Below are 17,799 nucleotides of genomic sequence, written 5' to 3'. Positions count from 1 at the left end.
GATTAATTTTATAGCTTAATTTCTCAAGACCGTATATGAAATCTATCCTTTTAATAGAAGATGATGTTGCTTTTTCTAACATGCTTAAACGCTTTTTAGAAAAACATAATTATAATGTGTCTATTAGCTACGGCTTTGAAGATGCAAAAGCTAATATTTTAAAAGCCGATTTCGATTTAATTTTTACAGATTTAAGATTGCCTGATGGCGATGGTTTAGCGCTTTTAGAAATTGTTAAAACGCATAAAGAAAAAACACCTGTAATTTTAATGACCGGTTACGCAGAAGTTTCTACGGCTGTTAAAGCAATGAAACAGGGCGCAATTGATTATATCTCTAAGCCTTTTAATCAGGATGAAGTATTGCATGTAATTAATAATGCTCTAAACTCGGCACCTGTAGCTAAAACAACAACTAAAGCAGTTGAAGATAAAGAGCTAAATACAACTTCTGAGTTTGTTACAGGCATAAGCTCGTCTTCTAAAAAATTAAGTGAATATATACAATTGGTTGGACCTACAGATATGTCTGTTCTAATTACGGGAGAAAGTGGTACAGGGAAAGAAGTTGTAGCAAAATCCATTCACAAGCAAAGTTTAAGGAGTAATAAACCTTTTGTTGCTGTAGATTGTGGTGCAATTCCAAAAGAAATAGCAGCGAGTGAATTTTTTGGTCATAAAAAAGGGTCTTTTACCGGAGCAATTACAGATAAGAAAGGACATTTTGAGTCGGCTAATCACGGCACATTGTTTTTAGATGAAGTCGGAAATCTGTCCTACGAGAATCAAATTCAATTGTTACGTGCGCTTCAGGAACGTCGTATAAAACCTATAGGTAGTAGTAACGAAATTGAAGTAGACATTAGATTGATAACTGCTACCAATGAAGATTTAATAAAAGCGGTTGAAAACGGTGATTTTAGGGAAGATTTATATCATAGATTAAATGAATTTACCATTAAAATTCCAAATTTAAACGAACGTAAAGACGACCTTATTATTTTCGCTGATTATTTTTTAAGTAAAGCAAACGAGAAATTAAATAAAAATGTTATTGGTTTTTCTGATGATGTTTTAAAAGTATTTCATAATTATAATTGGCCAGGAAACCTCAGAGAATTTGGGAATGTAATTAAACGCGCAACGCTTTTAACTTCTGGAGATTTTATACAAAAAAATGTATTGCCAGTAGAGTTAACACAGAGTGTAGTTTTAGACGAACGTCCAGCATTAACTCAAAATTTTTCTACAAAAGATCATGAAAAAGATCTTATTATTCGTGCCCTAGAACAAACCAATAATAATAAAACTAAGGCTGCCAAATTGTTAAACGTTACCCGAAAAACACTTTATAATAAGATTAAAGAATATAACATTAATCTATAAAACGTTCCATTTCTAAAACAGTTAATTGTGTTTGAGTTTTTAGAGTAGAAAACATAGTAGTTATAGCTTCGTCGTTAATATTATCTAGCTTATCAAAATAGCTTAATAATGGTACAACAGTGTTAATTTCTAATTGTTTAAACATGGTTAGCATTTTATGACTAGTAGCATGTATAACATCTAAATCTTTAGTGTTAATTCCATTCTCTAACGTTTTTAAATTAACTTCTGTTTCATTTAAAAATAATTGTAATGTATCTTTTAAAGATTCTATATCACCATTTAAAAATGTGCTAATTGGTGCTAAATTGAAATGTTTAAAAGTCTGAACTTGAGTGTCAGTAGAATTTGTGTTAGATTTTAATTTGGCATTCGGTATCCATTTGTTAATGGTTTGTACCAGATCGTCTGCACTAAAGGGTTTAAAAATAATATCGGCAAACCCACTATCCTTATAGACATTTGCTTTTAAATCTTTTCGACCTGTAGAAGCGATAATAGGCTGGTTTTTATAAAAAGTGGAAGCTTTTAATGTTTCCATAAAATGAAACCCATTCATTTTTGGTAACTGTATATCTGTTATCACTAAATCAAAAGGTGTATTTTTCATGGCTTTTAGTGCTTTTTTAGCTGTTTCAAAAGCCGTGACTTTTAAATGTTGTTCCTGAAGAATATCTGTTAGTAATTGCCTTAAAGAAGCATCGTCATCTATTACAAACACATCTAAATTTGTAGCTTTAATTTCTTTTTTAGGTTTGGTGTTTATAACTGGTTTTACACTGTAAACTACAGGAAGCGTAAACATAAATGTACTTCCTTTTTGAATTTCACTAGTAAACGATAAATCGCCTCCTAATAGATTGGCTAGTTTATTTGAAATGGTTAACCCCAAGCCAAAACCATCATATTTTTTCTCGTTTTCACCTTCTATTTGCGTAAATTCTTCAAAAATTATAGATTGTTTTTCCTTAGGGATCCCAATACCAGTATCTATTACCCGTATTTGAAGCATTGGCTGTCTCTCTAAATTTTTATAAGTTTTAGTTTCAATAGTTATCTTACCAGAATCCGTAAACTTATAAGCATTACCTACTAAATTGTATAAAATCTGTCTGATTCTAAAAGGATCTCCTAGTATTGGTTTTTCAATATTAGAGGCATGTTTAACTTCAAGTTTTATGTCTTTATCTGGGTATACAGATTTTACACTAGTTACTACTTCATCTATGATAGGATGTAAAGAAAACGGAATATTTTCTATAGTGATTTTACCACGCTCTAATTTTGAAAACTCTAATAAATCATCTACCAAGTTCTTCATATATTTTGAAGCCTTTGAAATCCGGTCTATATAATGTTTAGATTTAGTGTCTGTAGTTATTTTTGCTAATAAATCACTATAACCAGTTACTGTGCTTAAGGGTGTCCTTAAATCGTGACTTACCATGGATATTAATTGTTCACGACTTTGAAGTAATGACGTTGTAAACGCATTTGCTTTTTCTAATTCTTTTCTATATTTCTGACTTTTCCAAAAATCATTTAAAATTACAAAGGAGAATAAAATAATTAATAAGGTCCCAATTATGGTTGAAAAGCTTAAAATACGTGTACTTCTATCTAGCGCAAGATCGCGTTCTTCTTTAATTTTCTTAGAATATTCAATAATTTCGTGTTCTAAATTAAATAGTAACTTTCTTAAACTTTGAGATACATTTAAATCACTTTTTAAAATAGAATTTTCTTTGTTAGACAAATTGGTTTTTTGTGTTAAAGCATCTTGTTTAACTTGTTTTAGCATTTCTCGTGCTGCTATTACAATAGAGTCTAAGCGTTCTTCACTTTTAATTTGATCTTTTTCTTTGGGTCTGTATTTATTTAAAATAGAAATATATTCTTCTATAGAGCGTCTGTATTCTGGAGTTAAACTGTTAGGGTCTTCTGCAAAATCGGCTATGGTTAATCGACCCACTGAACTCTCTATTGTATTAATTTTCTTTAAAGCAGACTCTATAGAACGTTCAGATAAATCATCTTCTTTTATCCGTTTTAACGCTTTTATATTTTCAAATTTTACACCTATTAATTGTTTTACACTATCTAATAGTTGTACCTGATGGGTGTTGTCTAATTTTAATTTTAAACTATCAATATCGGCATTTAAAAGTTCATTTTTTTTAACATATAAATCAAATTGGCTTTGAGATCCAGTCTGAATTGCTGCCCTTGCAAAACTTTCATTTTCGTAAATGTCTGCAATTAGGTTACCAATGGTTATAACTTTATTTCTATCATTTACATCATCTTGTTTTAAATTCAAGAAGGTTTTAATTTCAGAAAAAACTAAAAATGTTGTGGTAACAGCTACAACAGCTAGTATAATATATCCAATAATAACTTTTAAGGTTATTTTTCTATTCGATTTTTCCATGTAGTAAAATTAGTGAAATGTAATTGGATTTTAATACATAGGGTATGCATAAGGTTTTAATAATTACTAAAAATACCTGCTTTTAGGTATTTCATGCATGAACCAAACCTCTTAATTTTAAAATAAAAAGTTATGAAAAAAATTACTTGTATTGTGATGTTGTTCATTTTTGGAAGAATTGCAAGACCTATTTTTTAATTTGAAAGAGTTTAGAAGTAAATTTATACAGAGATAGATTTTCAGATGTTTTTTACAAATAGAAAAAAGCTTTAATAATAAGAGATGATTATTTATAAGTTCGTGATTTTGCCGATCAATTTGAATAAGATTTATAAGTATTCAACTATAGTTTTCTTAAAAAACCAATGTATCTAGATACTTTAAAACATAGTGAGATAAATTTAACTATGTCAAAAACAAAAATTTTCATACGAACAGAAACATATAAGTGGGTATAAAATGATGTATTTATTGTTGTAGCTATTAACAGTAACTATAAAATTACAATACAAAATATAGTGATAGTGGAGATTATAATTATGAATAGTATACTTAATTGAAAACTAAAAGTTAAGAGTTTATACTTTTAAGAAAATAATTATAATATAACAGTTAAATTTTTATTAAAAAAGTTTGATTTGTTATATCCGTAATTTTTTTGTTAATTATTAAGAATAAAAACGATTTGAAAATCAGTTAATTAGTAATTAATTTAAAAAATTACGTGAAAACCGTAAGTCTATTAAATGGGTATAGTTTATATTTGTGAAAGCTATTAGTTAATTAGGGGGTATTACTAAGCGGTAATACAAATTAGGCACACAGTTTTTACTGTGTGTCTTTTTTTTTAAGTGTTTTTTAATATTAGCTTTGTGTACATGATCCGTAGAAAAATAATTTTATCTTTAATCATATTCTTTAGCAGTATACTTGTTTTAGCAATCTATTATTTTAGATTAGATTTAAATATTTTATACCATAGACTTAATCAAAAATCTACATCAGCTTTTACAAAAAATGAATCTATATTTAAAAGATATCCGAGATTTTTATATGGTATAGATTTGTCTCATTATCAAGGAAAGATAGATTGGAAAGCTGTTAACTATATAAACGATAGTATTCCAATTGCATTTATAATTGTTAGAGCAACTATGGGAGTAGATGGTTTAGATAGTGAATATATATCGCGTTGGGAAACTATTAAGAATAAAGATATAATACGCGGTGCTTACCATTATTACAGACCCAATCAGCATTCTTTAAGTCAGGCCCAGCAATTTAAAACACACGTACAACTCAGGCCAGGAGATTTACCGCCTATTTTAGATATTGAAAACTTATCAACCATTCAATCTCTAGAAAATTTAAAACTAGGTATAAAAAAATGGTTAAACGATATCGAGTTTCATTACGGTGTAACTCCAATAATTTATACAGGAGATCACTTTTATAGAAAATATCTAGATACTCCAGAGTTTGATAAGTATCCCATTTGGATAGCAAATTATGGAAATTATGTAGAGCCATTTACACAACCTTGGAGTATTTGGCAATTTACAGAACAAGGTCAGGTAAATGGAGTAGAGGGTTTTATGGATTTAAATGTCTTTAATGGGACTTATCCAGACTTGAAACGATTTTTAATAAAATAGACTTAATCTTCAAATTCAGATTTAATCTTTTCAAATGTAATTTCGCTAAAATCAGAAATAACTTTATTTGCTAAATCATAATTTTGGTTTTTTGAATGTGGACTCTTATAAGCAACACAATAGATTCCTGCATCATGAGATGCTTTTAAACCATTTGTAGAATCTTCAATAACCATACATTCTGAAGGTGAAAAGCCTGCAATCTCGGCAGCACGTTCAAAAATTTCAGGATGCGGTTTAGATGCTTCTAAATCGGCTCCTGAAATACGATCTTTAAAATACTGATCTAAATTAAAGCGCGTAAACACATCGCGAATAGTTATTTGCGAGGCTGAGGATGCTAAAACTAATGTTATTCCGTTTTCGTAATAGTTTTTAATTAAATCTAAAACCCCAGGAAGAAGATCTAATTCTGGATCTTCCTTAAAGAGTTTTTGAAATGCTTTACGTTTAAGCTGAACCAATTCTTCTGGATCGTTTTTTAAACCAAAATGATTACAAATACCTGTGCATGTACTAATGGTAGAACGTCCTGTATACAGTTGATAATGTTCTAGAGGCACTTCAATATTTACAGTTTTAAACATGTTGTAATAGGCTTTGTAGTGTAATGGTTCTGTATTTACGATAACACCATCCATGTCGAATAAAACTGCTTTTAACATAAACTTTTTTGTTTGCTAAGATATAAAAGCATTTTAGCTTAGTAGATAAGAAATCATAAAAAATACTTTGAATTAATTACACGTAATTTAAATGTTCAGCTATTAAAAATTGTAATTTTGAATTATAATTGAGAATTATGGCCAAGATAGGAAAAGAGAAAAATACTAAAAATAAAGCTAAGCATACTAAATTAATGGATCGTAAGAAAAACAAAACACGATCTGAAAAAGAATTGCGAAAGGAACGCTTAAAGGCTATTATTAAAAAATCTCAAGAAAATAAATCTAATCTATAATTAAAAATGAAATGTCCGTGTTGTAGTGACAAATTATATAAAGATTGTTGTGAAATTGCTCATAACGATTTAAAGCAGGTTAAAACTGCTGTAGTCTTAATGCGCTCTAGATATTCAGCTTTTGTTTTTGCCAATGGCGATTATTTAATGCAAAGTCATCATAAAAGTACCCGTCCTGTAAAAGAAAAAAAAGCAATAGTGAAATGGGCTAAATCTGTAGATTGGATTAAGCTCGATATTTTAAATACCACTAAAGGAATGGAGGACGATACTGAAGGTACTGTAGAGTTTAAAGCTATTTTTCAAGAAGAAGGGGAGTTACAAATGATTCATGAAAACTCTCGATTTATTAAAGAAAATGGGTGCTGGTATTATGTAGAAGCTCTTTAATGCCTGTAATTACTTTAAAATTGCATATCCAAAATTTACAGAAAATTCTACGCACCATACTATAACGTGATTATAGGTTTCTAAGTCAATATCTGTAGGTAAAGTATAAGAATAATTACCATCTAATCCTTTTAAAACGCCCAATGATACATAATTGCTAACATCTAGTCCGGTAGTTAAGTATAATTCTAAGAGCGGACCATCGTCAGATTTAAAATTTGTAAGTTCTAAGGTCGTTTTTTCTGCATTAACTGTTGCTGTACCAGAAGTAGGATGTGTAACATCTATAAAGATACCTGTAAAATTGTCTTCGTTTTCTAAAACAGTATCCTCTTCAACAATATCAGCAGAATCATCGTTAGAAGAACAACTGCTTAGAAGTAATAAAATTATAAATCTAAATTTCATATTAGAGTAGGTTGGTTTAATGTAAAGTCGTGTATTAATTTAAAACCTAACTCATTTAGTGTTTAATATTTTGTTTTAGAGCAAATTATTACAATTTTAGCTTCGTTTACATCTGTGGTGAAAAATAGATAGATATCGCCGCCATCTTTAATTTTTAATGTTTTTCTGAGTTTTGATACCGATTCTGGAAAATTTCTTGTGGTAATATTGGCTTTCTCTATTCGTTCTTTTTGTATTGTTTTTTTATGGTACGGTATTATTTTTTCAATTTTAAATGCCCGTCCAGGAAAATCTATTTTTGTATCGGCAGTATATAAATGAGAGTGCTTATGGAGTTTATATATACTTAATTGATGTGCTAATGCGTTAAACGCTCCAGCTTTGAGAATAGCAGAATTAGGTTCGTATAGGTATGTTAAAGGTTTACTGTATTTTATATCTAAAGCGTTTTCAGATGCTAATGCGAAATTGAATGTTTCAATATTAGTTTTTGTAATATTTACAGTATTAACGGTACATGTTGATGTGGTGTTTTTATTTAAAACCCATAATAATTCTTTAACATCATTATGTAATGCAACAATATGTATTGCACTTACAAATTTTAATTCCTGTAATCCAATAGAAAGATCTAATAACGGTGAAGTTTTAATTAGAATATTTGGAGAATGATTAAAAAGTAAATCTAGATGTTCAGGTACATTAGGAAGGCAATCGTTTAAAAAGAATACCTTTCCCTTACTATCATGTCTTCGAGAAGGATCTACATAAATCCAATCGTAAATGTTTGGAGTCTTTTTTAAAAATTCAATCCCATCTTCAGGTATAGTTTTTATATTAGAGACTTGTAATTGTTTAAAGTTATAACTAACAATATCACTTAAGTTCTTATTAATTTCACAATGCGTAACGCTTTTAAAATGTTTAGAAAACGCATAACAATCTACTCCAAAACCACCTGTAATATCAATAATAGACTCTCCATAAATTAAATGACCCTTGTAATTAGCAGTTTGTTCAGACGATGTTTGTTCTATATTTAATTTATTAGGATAATAAATATTTGGTGTATTATACCACGTTTTTAATTTGGCTATACATTTAACTTTTGCTTCAATTTGTTCTACAATTTCTCGGGTTTCAACGCCATCAAAAGCAGTACCTTTTAGAAGTAGTGTGGTGGTGTTAGAATTTAAATTGTTTATTATAAATTTCTGAATTTCAGTATTTAATATAAGTGCATTCAATATAAAACTAAAGGTCTTTGGTTAAATGTTTTACGATTGCATTTTCAGAAAGAAACTCCTTTAAAATAACTTTTAAAGCCGTATATGCAGGTACAGCTATAACCATTCCTACAATACCAAAAAGAATACCTGTAATGATAATAACTAAAAATATTTCTAAGGGATGCGATTTTACACTTCTTGAAAATATGATAGGCTGACTAAAGAAATTGTCTATTAATTGTGCAAAACAAAACCCGATTAACACATAAATAGTGGTTGGTAAGGTCTCACTAAAGTCGTTATGCATATTACTAGATAGTGTAAGCACAATCATTAATAACGCACTAATTAAGGGGCCGATATAGGGAATTAAATTTAAAAGGGCACATAAGAAAGCGATCACTATAGAGTTTTTAATTCCGAATACAGTGAGTACAATGGCATAAATAATAAAGAGGATTAAAATTTGTATAAGTAATCCTAAAAAATATCTTGAAAGTAAATGTTTAATCGTGAAAATAGATTTTCTAACACGGTGTTTTTTGCTCTCAGGAACAACAATCATAAGACTGTTTTCTAGTAATTTTCTGTCTTTCAGAAAAAAAAAGGAGATAAAAAGTACAGAAAAGAATGCGATACTAAACGATCCAAATCCGCTTAAGATTGAATTCAAAAAATCAGGTATAGCCGAGTAGTCTATTTTTGATAGTAAATGATAATCTTCAAGAGAATTTTCTAAATAAATATGTCTTCCTTCTAGATATTTAGCGACGTCTAAATATACATTGTTTAAATTTCCTTGAAGTTTTTCGATGTTTAAAAGCGATAAATTGTGGCCTTGTTCAAGTACTAAAGGAATAAAAAGTAATACCATACCAACTAAAGACCCAACAATTAAAAGCATGGCAAGTACTACAGAAAACGAATCGTTAAATTTAAAACGGTTTCTGAATAGTTGAACTAAAGGAGAACCTGTTAATGAAATTATAGCTGATATTACAATGTATATTATTACTGATTGAATTTGATATAAAAAATACAAAGTAAGGGCAATAAATAATAATGTAAATATTGCTCTTAAAATACCGTTAGCTATAGTTTTAGAATTCATAAAACAAATATATATAAACCTTTATAGAGTTTGTTTAGTTATTTCGTATAAAATAATGTTAGTAGCTTGTACAACATTCATGCTGCTATTTTGTCCAAACATATCAATATGTACAACAATGTCAGAAACGCTTAGTAAAGGTTCTGAGATGCCAAAATTCTCATCTCCAATAAGTAAGGCAATAGGTTGTTGAGGAGAAAAAGTAATTTCACGAAGCGATTTACTCGTGTCGGTTATTTCTAAAGCAATAATTTGGTACCCATTAGATTTTAATTGAGCGATAACTTCTTCTGTACTATCATGCCTTTCAAATGGCACAACTTTTTCTGTTGCACGAGACGTTTTGGTCATTTTTCTACCTAACGTAATATGGGTACCACAGAGGATTAATTTTTCTACACCAAATGCATCTGCTGTTCTAAACAAACTTCCAATATTTGGAGCATTTGTTACATTATCACAAACTAATGTTATGGGAAATGTTCGCTTACTAAAAGGGGTGTTATAATGATTGAGTTGAGCCATTTAGCTGTTAGTGATTGAATACGTAATATATAATATTTGCGCCCATTTTTAAAGCTTTTTCACGAACTTCTTCCGGATCGTTATGTACTTCTGGATCTTCCCAGCCGTCTCCTAAATCGCTTTCAACAGTAAACAAAACAATTATCCTACCTTCGTAAAACAAGGCAAAAGCTTGCGGACGTTTTCCATCATGTTCGTGTATTTTTGGTAAGCCTTCAGGGAACGGATAGGGCTCTTGAAAAATTTCGTGAGAGGCAGGAAGTTCTACCAATTCTTGATCAGGAAAAACATCTTTTAGGGCTTTTGTAATATAAGGCTTAAGGCCGTAATTATCGTCTATATGCAAAAAACCACCGGAGATTAAATAGTTTTTTAAATTTTCTTTATCCGTTTCATCAAAAAACACATTTCCATGTCCAGTCATGTGTATAAACGGGTACTGAAATAAGTCTGGACTTGATGTTTCTACAGCGGGTACATTGGTGTGTATTCTGGTATGTATGTGGGTATTGCAATAAGCAACTAAGTTTGGGAGTGAGGTAGGGTTTCCATACCAATCGCCACCTCCTTTATAATGTAAAACAGCAACATCTTGTGCAGACATGTAAGAGCTTGTAAACACAAAGCATAAAATCCAAAACCATTTCATAGATACCTATTCATTTATTAAAGCTGCAGTATGGCAAGCTACAATAGCAGCTGTCTCTGTACGCAATCTTGTGTGTCCCAAAGTTACAGGAATGAAATTGTTTTTTAATGCTAATTCTATTTCTTTTATACTAAAATCACCTTCTGGACCAATTAAAATAGTGATATTGGTATTTGGTTTTATTAATTGTTTTAAAGATTTTTTATTGGTGTCTTCACAATGTGCAATAAAACAATCTCCAGTGTGTTGTTGGCTTATAAAGGTTTTAAATGGTGTAGGTGGATTTAAAACAGGCATATAGTAATGTAATGATTGTTTCATGGCAGCCTGTAAAATTTTATCGTAACGCTCTAATTTTACTACTTTACGCTCACTATGATCACAAATAATTGGCGTTATGCTATCTATACCTATTTCTGTAGCTTTTTCTAAAAACCACTCGTAGCGGTCGTTCATTTTAGTAGGAGCAACTGCTAAATGTATGGTGTAATTTTTACTGTTTTGAAAGGTTTTGTCTGTAATTGTGGCTAGGCAATTTTTTATGTCTGCTAAATTTAATTGTGCAGTAAACAACCAACCTTTACCGTTTGTAACGTGTACAGTGTCTCCGTTACTTTTTCGTAACACTTTTACAATATGTCTGCTTTCTTCTTTAGAAAAAACAAGTTGCGTAGTGTTTTCGGTAATGTCTGGGTTGTAAAATAATTGCATGGTTTAAATAGCTTGTGTAATTTTTAAAACCTTAATTTCTTCAATTGGTTTAGGTTCTTCTGTTTTTAAAATGATATAATGCCAATTTTTTCCTGGAATATCTACAGTAAATAATTTATTTAAGTAATGATTTTTATTATTTCTTATTAATTCGTCTTCAACTTCAACTGGCATTTTACCTTCAATAAACCAACCTGTATCTCCGCCACGAGAGGCGTTAACATCCATAGAATAGCGTTTTATTAAATTACTAAAATCTACGCCTTGATTATATTTAGAGTAAATAGTTTGTTTTAATCGTTTTAAATCAGATTCATTTAAGTTATCACTATTTATAAAAATGTAGCTTGCACGGTAGTAAATAGTTTCTGTTTTATCTATAACTTTATATATAGTTTTATTGTATTCGCTTTCATAAACTTTAGAGTTACCTATAGGCATTTCAAACAACTCTCTAGTTAAAGTTGTGTTGTGTTTTTCTTTATTAAAAACAAAATATTTTCCTTTGAGTTCTTTGTGCTCTTTTATAAAAAGCTTGGCTTGTTCTTCAGAAGTTATATTTTCTAAAGATTTGTCTATAGATTTTTGTCCATAACAAAATACAGAGCTTATAATGGCTCCTGTAAGAAGTAGGTTTCTTAACATAAGGTAGGTTAATAGTTGGGGTTAAAATTGATTTGTATTTGGATTACAATTATACTACAATTTTACTTAAAAATAAAGGGCTTTTATTAGATTCTTAAACGGGCAGAAGCGGTTACATTTGCTTCAGAAAAATCTTGTTCTAGATATTTTAAATATCCTACAATAGCAATCATTGCGGCATTATCTGTGGTAAATTCAAATTTGGGGACATAAGTGGTCCATCCAAATTTCTGTTCACCGTCTTTAAGTGCTTTTCTAATGCCTGAATTTGCAGATACACCACCACCAATTGCTATGTGTTTAATGCCAGTTTGTTTGGTGGCTAGTTTTAATTTATCAATTAAAATACCTATAATAGTGTATTGAATAGATGCACAGATGTCGTTAATGTTTTCTGCAATAAAATTAGGGTTAGCTTTAGTTTCTTTTTGTATAAAATATAAAATAGCTGTTTTTAACCCTGAAAAACTAAAATTCAATCCGTCTACTTTAGGTTTTGTAAATTTAAAAGCTTTTGGATTTCCTAATTGTGCACGTTTGTCTATTTCTGGCCCTGCAGGATATCCTAAACCTAATATTTTTCCGCTTTTATCGTAGGCTTCGCCCACAGCATCGTCTATAGTTTCACCAATAACGTCCATGTCAAAGTAGTTTTTTACTTTAACAATTTGCGTGTGTCCACCAGAAATGGTCATGGCTATAAAAGGAAAAGGAGGTTTTTTAAATCCTTCTACATCTATAAAGTGAGCAAGAATATGGCCTTGCATATGATTTACATCTATTAATGGAATATTTAAACCAAAGGCAAGAGATTTAGCAAAAGACGTACCTACAAGAAGCGACCCCATTAAACCAGGACCACGGGTAAATGCTATTGCATGTAATTGATCTTTACTAATATTGGCTTTAGCTAATGCTTGATGTACAACTGGAACAATATTTTGTTGGTGTGCTCTTGAAGCTAATTCGGGTACAACACCACCAAATTCTTCGTGTATGCTTTGATTAGCAATAACATTACTAAGAATTTTTCCGTTATGTATAATTGAAGCCGCAGTATCATCGCATGAAGACTCAATTCCTAAAATGTAAATATTTTCTGAATGCATTAGAATGTATTAGAAGTATTGTTATTTTTGGTTCAAAGTTATAACTTTAAAACGTATCAAAAAATTTTTAAAAATACTATCTAAGCTAGTAGCCATAATTTTGCTGCTGTTTTTTATATTAATCGTGATTTTAGCTATTCCAGGCGTACAAACACGATTAGGAAAATATGCGACTACTAAACTAAACGAGACTTATAATACTAATATTAATATTGGTGCGGTAGGGCTGCATTTTAATGGAGATGTCCAGATTAAAAACGTGTATATAGAAGACTATATGCAAGATACTTTAATTAATGCTAAACTGCTTGAAACACATATTGTTAATTTTAGAAACTTATATAATGGCAGATTGGTGTTTTCTGAAATTGAAGCAACAGATTTAGACTTTAATATTAAGACTTACAAAGGAGAAACAGATACCAATTTAGATGTGTTTGTTGCTAAATTTGATGATGATAATAATGAAGATACACCTAGCAATTTTTTGTTGTCATCTAGTGATGTGTCAATCTATAATGGACGATTTACTTTTGTAAATGAAAACCTAGAGACGCCTCAAGTCATGAAGTTTAATGATCTTAAAATTAATGCCTCTAACTTTTTAATTCATGGTCCAAATGTGTCTACACGCGTTAATACTCTAGAATTTACAGATAGTCATGGACTTCATGTGGAAAACATGAGTACTAATTTTGCCTATACTTTAAACGATATTACGTTTGCCAATTTAGATCTTAAAACCAAAGAGTCTACTTTAAAAGGAGATGTGAAGTTTGAATTTGAACGCGAAGACTTAAGTTTGTTTACAGAAAAAGTTCAAGTAAATGCAAACATAACAGCTGCAGATTTAGTCTTAAGCGATCTTAATTATTTTTATAATGAGTTTGGTGTTAATCAGCGTGCTAAATTTTCAGTATTATTAACAGGAACATTAAACGATTTAGACTTTAATGCATTAAACTTAACAACAAACAGAGGGTCTAGGATAATAGGAGATATTAATTTTAAAAACTTGTTTAATAGAACAGAGAATACGTTTTACATGAATGGACAGTTTAACAGACTCTCTTCTACATATAAAGATTTAATTACACTATTACCTAATTTATTAGGTCAAACTATACCTTCTAATTTTGAGAGATTCGGAGAATTTAATATTACCGGAACAACACAATTAACTACCTCACGAATTGATGCAGACTTACGTATTAATACTTCATTAGGTCTAATAGAATCTGATTTGGTTTTAACCAATATAGATAATATAGATAAAGCTACTTATAAAGGTAATCTTGTAGTTACAGATTTTGATCTAGGATCGTTTTTAGAGAATGATAATTTTAATAAAACGTCTTTAGATATAGATGTTGATGGAAGTGGGTTTAAAGAAGACAATGTAAATACAAAAGTGAATGGCGAAATATTTTATATGGATTTTAATAACTACTCATATAAAAATATTGATGTTTTAGGAAATTTTAAAAGTAGTGTTTATAACGGGAATTTAATTAGCAACGATCCAAATTTTAAATTAGAATTTAATGGGATTGCAGATTTTTCTAAAGTTACAAAAAAGGTAGATTTTGTTGCAGATGTTAAGTATGCAGATTTAAGATTACTAAACTTTGTAAAAAACGATACATTATCTCAATTTAAAGGTTTAGTAGAAGTTAAAGCATTAGGGACTACCATTAACGATGTAGAAGGTCTATTTGCAATCACAAATGCTAATTATAAGAATGAGCACGACAACTATGTGTTCGATGCTTTTACAATAACATCTGTATTTAGAGATTCCATAAGATATGTAAGTGTAAATTCTCCAGATATAATTGAAGGAGAAATGAATGGAAACTTCAGATTTAGAGATCTCGGGATAATGTTTGAAAATGCTATTGGTAGTATTTATAGAAATTTTGATCCTGTAAAAGTTCCAGAAAATCAATTTGTAGATTTCAACTTTACTATTTACAATAAAATAGTTGAAGTATTTTATCCCAATATAAGACTAGGAAAAAATACTTTTATAAAAGGACATGTACAAAGTAACGATCAGTTATTAGATGTTATGTTTAGGTCTCCAGAAATTAGATTATACGATTATTTTGCTAGTAATATTTCTATAGATATAGATAATAACAATCCTTTATTTAACACGTTTATAGAAGTAGATAGTATTAAGACTAAGTTTTATAATTTATCACGTTTTAATCTCGTAAACAAAACCATAAACGACACTTTGTTTATGCGTTCAGAATTTCAAGGTGGTAAGCGAAATAACGATGTGTTTAACTTAAATTTTTATCATACTATAAATACAGATAATAATTCTGTACTTGGCTTCAAAAAGTCCGATGTTACATTTAAAAATAGTAAGTGGTTAGTAAACGAATCTAGAGACACCTTAAATAAAATTGAGTTTTCTAAAGATTTAAAAGAAATAAATATTGATAAGCTCGTGATGTCTCTAGATAATGAGGAGATTTCTTTATCAGGATTCTTAAAAGATTCTACTCAAAAAGATTTAGAACTTAATTTTAAAAATGTCGATTTAGCAAAAATTTCCCCAGAATTAGATAGTTTAGAATTAGGAGGTTTATTAAATGGTAAAGTAGATGTGTTTCAGCAAAACGGTCAATATTTACCAAGTGCAGATGTTACTATAGATTCCCTAAGTGTAAATAATTTTAAATTAGGTTCGTTTAGTGGAAACATTACTGGAAATGAAAATTTAACACGTTATTTTGTAAATTCTAAAATTAAAGACGATGAAACCAATTCTTTTTTAGCAATAGGTTACATCGATGCTTTAAATAATGAATCGTATATAGACATAGATTTAAAATTTGAAGATTTTAATTTAAAGCCTTTTAGTCCGTTAGGAAAAGATGTAATAAGCGATATTAGAGGTTTTGTATCTGGGGATGCTAAAGTGATAGGGAATTTAAAAAAGCCCGCTTTAGAAGGCGATTTACGACTCCGTGATGCCGGGTTATTAATCCCGTTATTAAATACTAATTATAATTTTGCAAATAACTCTCAAGTTATTTTAAAAAATCAAGAATTTATTTTCAATACAATTCAGATCTCAGATAATGTATATAATACTAAAGGTGTTTTAGGCGGTTTTATACGCCATAATAATTTTTCTGAATGGGAACTTGGTTTAGATATTAAAACAGATAAATTACTTGTTTTAAATACAGACGACTCTGAAGATGCCCTATATTATGGTACCGGATTTATTGGAGGTAGTGCTACAATTTACGGCCCTACAGAAGAATTAGTAATCTCTGTAGTGGGCGAAACAAAAGCAGGTACAGTTTTTAAAATTCCAATGAGCGATTCAGAATCCTTTGGAGACAATACATTTATACATTTTTTAACTCCAGAAGAAAAACAAGCTAAGCTGGAAGGTAAAGAATTAGTATTAAAAGATATTAGAGGTTTAGAATTAGATTTTGATTTGGAAGTAAATAATAATGCAGAGATTGAAATTGTAATGGATCGGGATTCTGGCAGTACCATAAAAGGACATGGAGTAGGCGCTTTATTAATAGAAATTAATACCAATGGTAAATTTAATATATATGGTGACTTTTCTGTGTTTAAAGGTGTGTACAATTTTATGTATGGTGGCTTAGTACAAAAAGAATTTAATGTGCAACCAGGAGGAACTTTAGCATGGGATGGAGATCCATTAGGAGCCCGAATAAATCTTAAAGCCATTTATACTACCCAAGCAAATCCTTCACCATTACTAGATAACCCTATTAACCAAAGTATTCCTGTAAATGTAGAAATAGACTTAACCGAAAAGTTAGAGCAGCCAGAAATTAATTTTGGCTTTTCGTTTCCAACAGTAAATTCAACAGTAAAATCAGAACTTAATTATAGATTAGAATCTAAAGAAGATAAAGACAACCAAGCATTATATTTATTAACAACAGGATCTTTTTCTAGTGGCTTAACAGGTATAAATCCATATGGTACATTAACAGAGCGTTTAAATGGTATAGTTAACGGACTATTTTCAGACAGTAACAATAAACTTAATATTGGTTTAAATTACGAATTGGGAGAGAACAATCCCAATTACGAAACAGATGACAGATTCGGAGTAACACTACAAACCCAAATTAGCGATCGTGTTATGATTAATGGTAACGTAGATGTCCCTGTTGGCGGTGTAAGTCAGACGGTTATTGCAGGAGATATTGAAGTGCGTTTTCTTTTAAATGTAGACGGGTCATTAACAGCAAGTGTTTTTAATCGTGAAAATAGCATTCAAGACTTTGGTGAAGAAACAGGATACACCCAAGGTGTAGGAATTTCTTACAATGTAGATTTTGATACTTTTAAAGAGCTACTTCAAAAAATATTTAAAGGAGAAAAGATTAAAAATTTAGAGCAAAATCCTGAAAATGAATCTCCAAATTCAAATACAGTTACTCCTGAACTTATCTTTGTGAAACCCGAAAATTCAGACGAATAATTCTTCTAAAATTCATCTTTTAATTAATTAATAAATAAGTTTTTAACTTTTTTTTAATTCAAACGTTATAGTTTAATGAGGGGTGTTAAAAA

At 29.8% G+C, this 17,799-nt stretch carries 15 protein-coding genes; 5 read left to right on the top strand and 10 right to left on the bottom strand.

Annotation, left to right across the window (positions count from 1 at the left end; translation table 11 throughout):
- The first annotated feature begins 35 nt into the window (after positions 1 to 35).
- A complete protein-coding gene (locus FNB79_RS14405; RefSeq protein WP_143382021.1) occupies positions 36 to 1,385 on the top strand; it encodes a sigma-54-dependent transcriptional regulator in 1,350 nt (449 codons plus the stop codon).
- Here FNB79_RS14405 and FNB79_RS14400 read toward each other — a convergent pair.
- Complete coding sequence (locus FNB79_RS14400) at positions 1,375 to 3,816, bottom strand: ATP-binding protein (protein WP_143382020.1); 2,442 nt, start codon at positions 3,814 to 3,816, stop codon at positions 1,375 to 1,377. The two genes, FNB79_RS14405 and FNB79_RS14400, sit on opposite strands and share 11 nt — an antisense overlap.
- A gap of 878 nt (positions 3,817 to 4,694) precedes the next feature.
- Here FNB79_RS14400 and FNB79_RS14395 point away from each other — a divergent pair.
- Positions 4,695 to 5,471, top strand: a complete 777-nt coding sequence (locus FNB79_RS14395; protein ID WP_143382019.1) for a glycoside hydrolase family 25 protein — start codon at positions 4,695 to 4,697, stop codon at positions 5,469 to 5,471.
- Positions 5,472 to 5,473: 2 nt separating this feature from the next.
- On the opposite strand, the gene FNB79_RS14390 is transcribed toward FNB79_RS14395, so the two are convergent.
- A complete protein-coding gene (locus tag FNB79_RS14390) occupies positions 5,474 to 6,136 on the bottom strand; it encodes an HAD family hydrolase (protein WP_143382018.1) in 663 nt (220 codons plus the stop codon).
- A 137-nt stretch (positions 6,137 to 6,273) separates the two neighbouring features.
- On the opposite strand from FNB79_RS14390, the gene FNB79_RS17275 reads away from it, so the two are divergent.
- Together FNB79_RS17275 and FNB79_RS14385 are read left to right on the top strand one after the other, a co-directional pair.
- Positions 6,274 to 6,432 carry a hypothetical protein gene (locus FNB79_RS17275; protein WP_185967779.1) on the top strand — a complete coding sequence of 53 codons (159 nt, stop codon included), beginning with the start codon at positions 6,274 to 6,276 and terminating at the stop codon, positions 6,430 to 6,432.
- A 6-nt stretch (positions 6,433 to 6,438) separates the two neighbouring features.
- Positions 6,439 to 6,822, top strand: a complete 384-nt coding sequence (locus FNB79_RS14385) for a YchJ family protein (protein WP_143382017.1) — start codon at positions 6,439 to 6,441, stop codon at positions 6,820 to 6,822.
- A 9-nt stretch (positions 6,823 to 6,831) separates the two neighbouring features.
- Here FNB79_RS14385 and FNB79_RS14380 read toward each other — a convergent pair whose 3' ends face one another.
- The 8 genes from FNB79_RS14380 to tsaD all read right to left on the bottom strand — a co-directional run bounded on the left by FNB79_RS14380 (position 6,832) and on the right by tsaD (position 13,209).
- A complete protein-coding gene (locus FNB79_RS14380) occupies positions 6,832 to 7,230 on the bottom strand; it encodes a DM13 domain-containing protein (protein WP_143382016.1) in 399 nt (132 codons plus the stop codon).
- Positions 7,231 to 7,292: 62 nt separating this feature from the next.
- Positions 7,293 to 8,477: a class I SAM-dependent methyltransferase gene (locus tag FNB79_RS14375; protein WP_143382015.1), complete on the bottom strand. Its 1,185-nt coding sequence runs from the start codon at positions 8,475 to 8,477 to the stop codon at positions 7,293 to 7,295.
- A gap of 7 nt (positions 8,478 to 8,484) precedes the next feature.
- Positions 8,485 to 9,570 carry an AI-2E family transporter gene (locus tag FNB79_RS14370; RefSeq protein ID WP_143382014.1) on the bottom strand — a complete coding sequence of 362 codons (1,086 nt, stop codon included), beginning with the start codon at positions 9,568 to 9,570 and terminating at the stop codon, positions 8,485 to 8,487.
- Between the two features lie 21 nt (positions 9,571 to 9,591).
- Complete coding sequence (locus FNB79_RS14365; protein ID WP_143382013.1) at positions 9,592 to 10,095, bottom strand: TrmH family RNA methyltransferase; 504 nt, start codon at positions 10,093 to 10,095, stop codon at positions 9,592 to 9,594.
- A gap of 7 nt (positions 10,096 to 10,102) precedes the next feature.
- A complete protein-coding gene (locus FNB79_RS14360; protein ID WP_143382012.1) occupies positions 10,103 to 10,744 on the bottom strand; it encodes a DUF4159 domain-containing protein in 642 nt (213 codons plus the stop codon).
- A gap of 6 nt (positions 10,745 to 10,750) precedes the next feature.
- On the bottom strand, positions 10,751 to 11,455 hold the full coding sequence (locus tag FNB79_RS14355) for a 16S rRNA (uracil(1498)-N(3))-methyltransferase (protein WP_143382011.1): 705 nt from the start codon (positions 11,453 to 11,455) through the stop codon (positions 10,751 to 10,753).
- Positions 11,456 to 11,458: 3 nt separating this feature from the next.
- Positions 11,459 to 12,100: a foldase protein PrsA gene (locus FNB79_RS14350; protein ID WP_143382010.1), complete on the bottom strand. Its 642-nt coding sequence runs from the start codon at positions 12,098 to 12,100 to the stop codon at positions 11,459 to 11,461.
- A gap of 86 nt (positions 12,101 to 12,186) precedes the next feature.
- Positions 12,187 to 13,209 (bottom strand): tRNA (adenosine(37)-N6)-threonylcarbamoyltransferase complex transferase subunit TsaD, encoded by a 1,023-nt coding sequence (gene tsaD, locus FNB79_RS14345; protein WP_143382009.1) that lies wholly within the window; start codon positions 13,207 to 13,209, stop codon positions 12,187 to 12,189.
- 124 nt (positions 13,210 to 13,333) lie between these two features.
- Here tsaD and FNB79_RS14340 point away from each other — a divergent pair, with 124 nt between their 5' ends.
- A complete protein-coding gene (locus tag FNB79_RS14340) occupies positions 13,334 to 17,707 on the top strand; it encodes a translocation/assembly module TamB domain-containing protein (protein ID WP_143382008.1) in 4,374 nt (1,457 codons plus the stop codon).
- The last annotated feature ends 92 nt before the right edge of the window (positions 17,708 to 17,799 follow it).

It is taken from the genome of Formosa sediminum, assembly GCF_007197735.1.
Lineage (GTDB): Bacteria > Bacteroidota > Bacteroidia > Flavobacteriales > Flavobacteriaceae > Formosa > Formosa sediminum.
The sequence above is the reverse complement of the archived record's forward strand: the minus strand, read 5'-3'. Positions and strand labels throughout refer to the sequence as shown.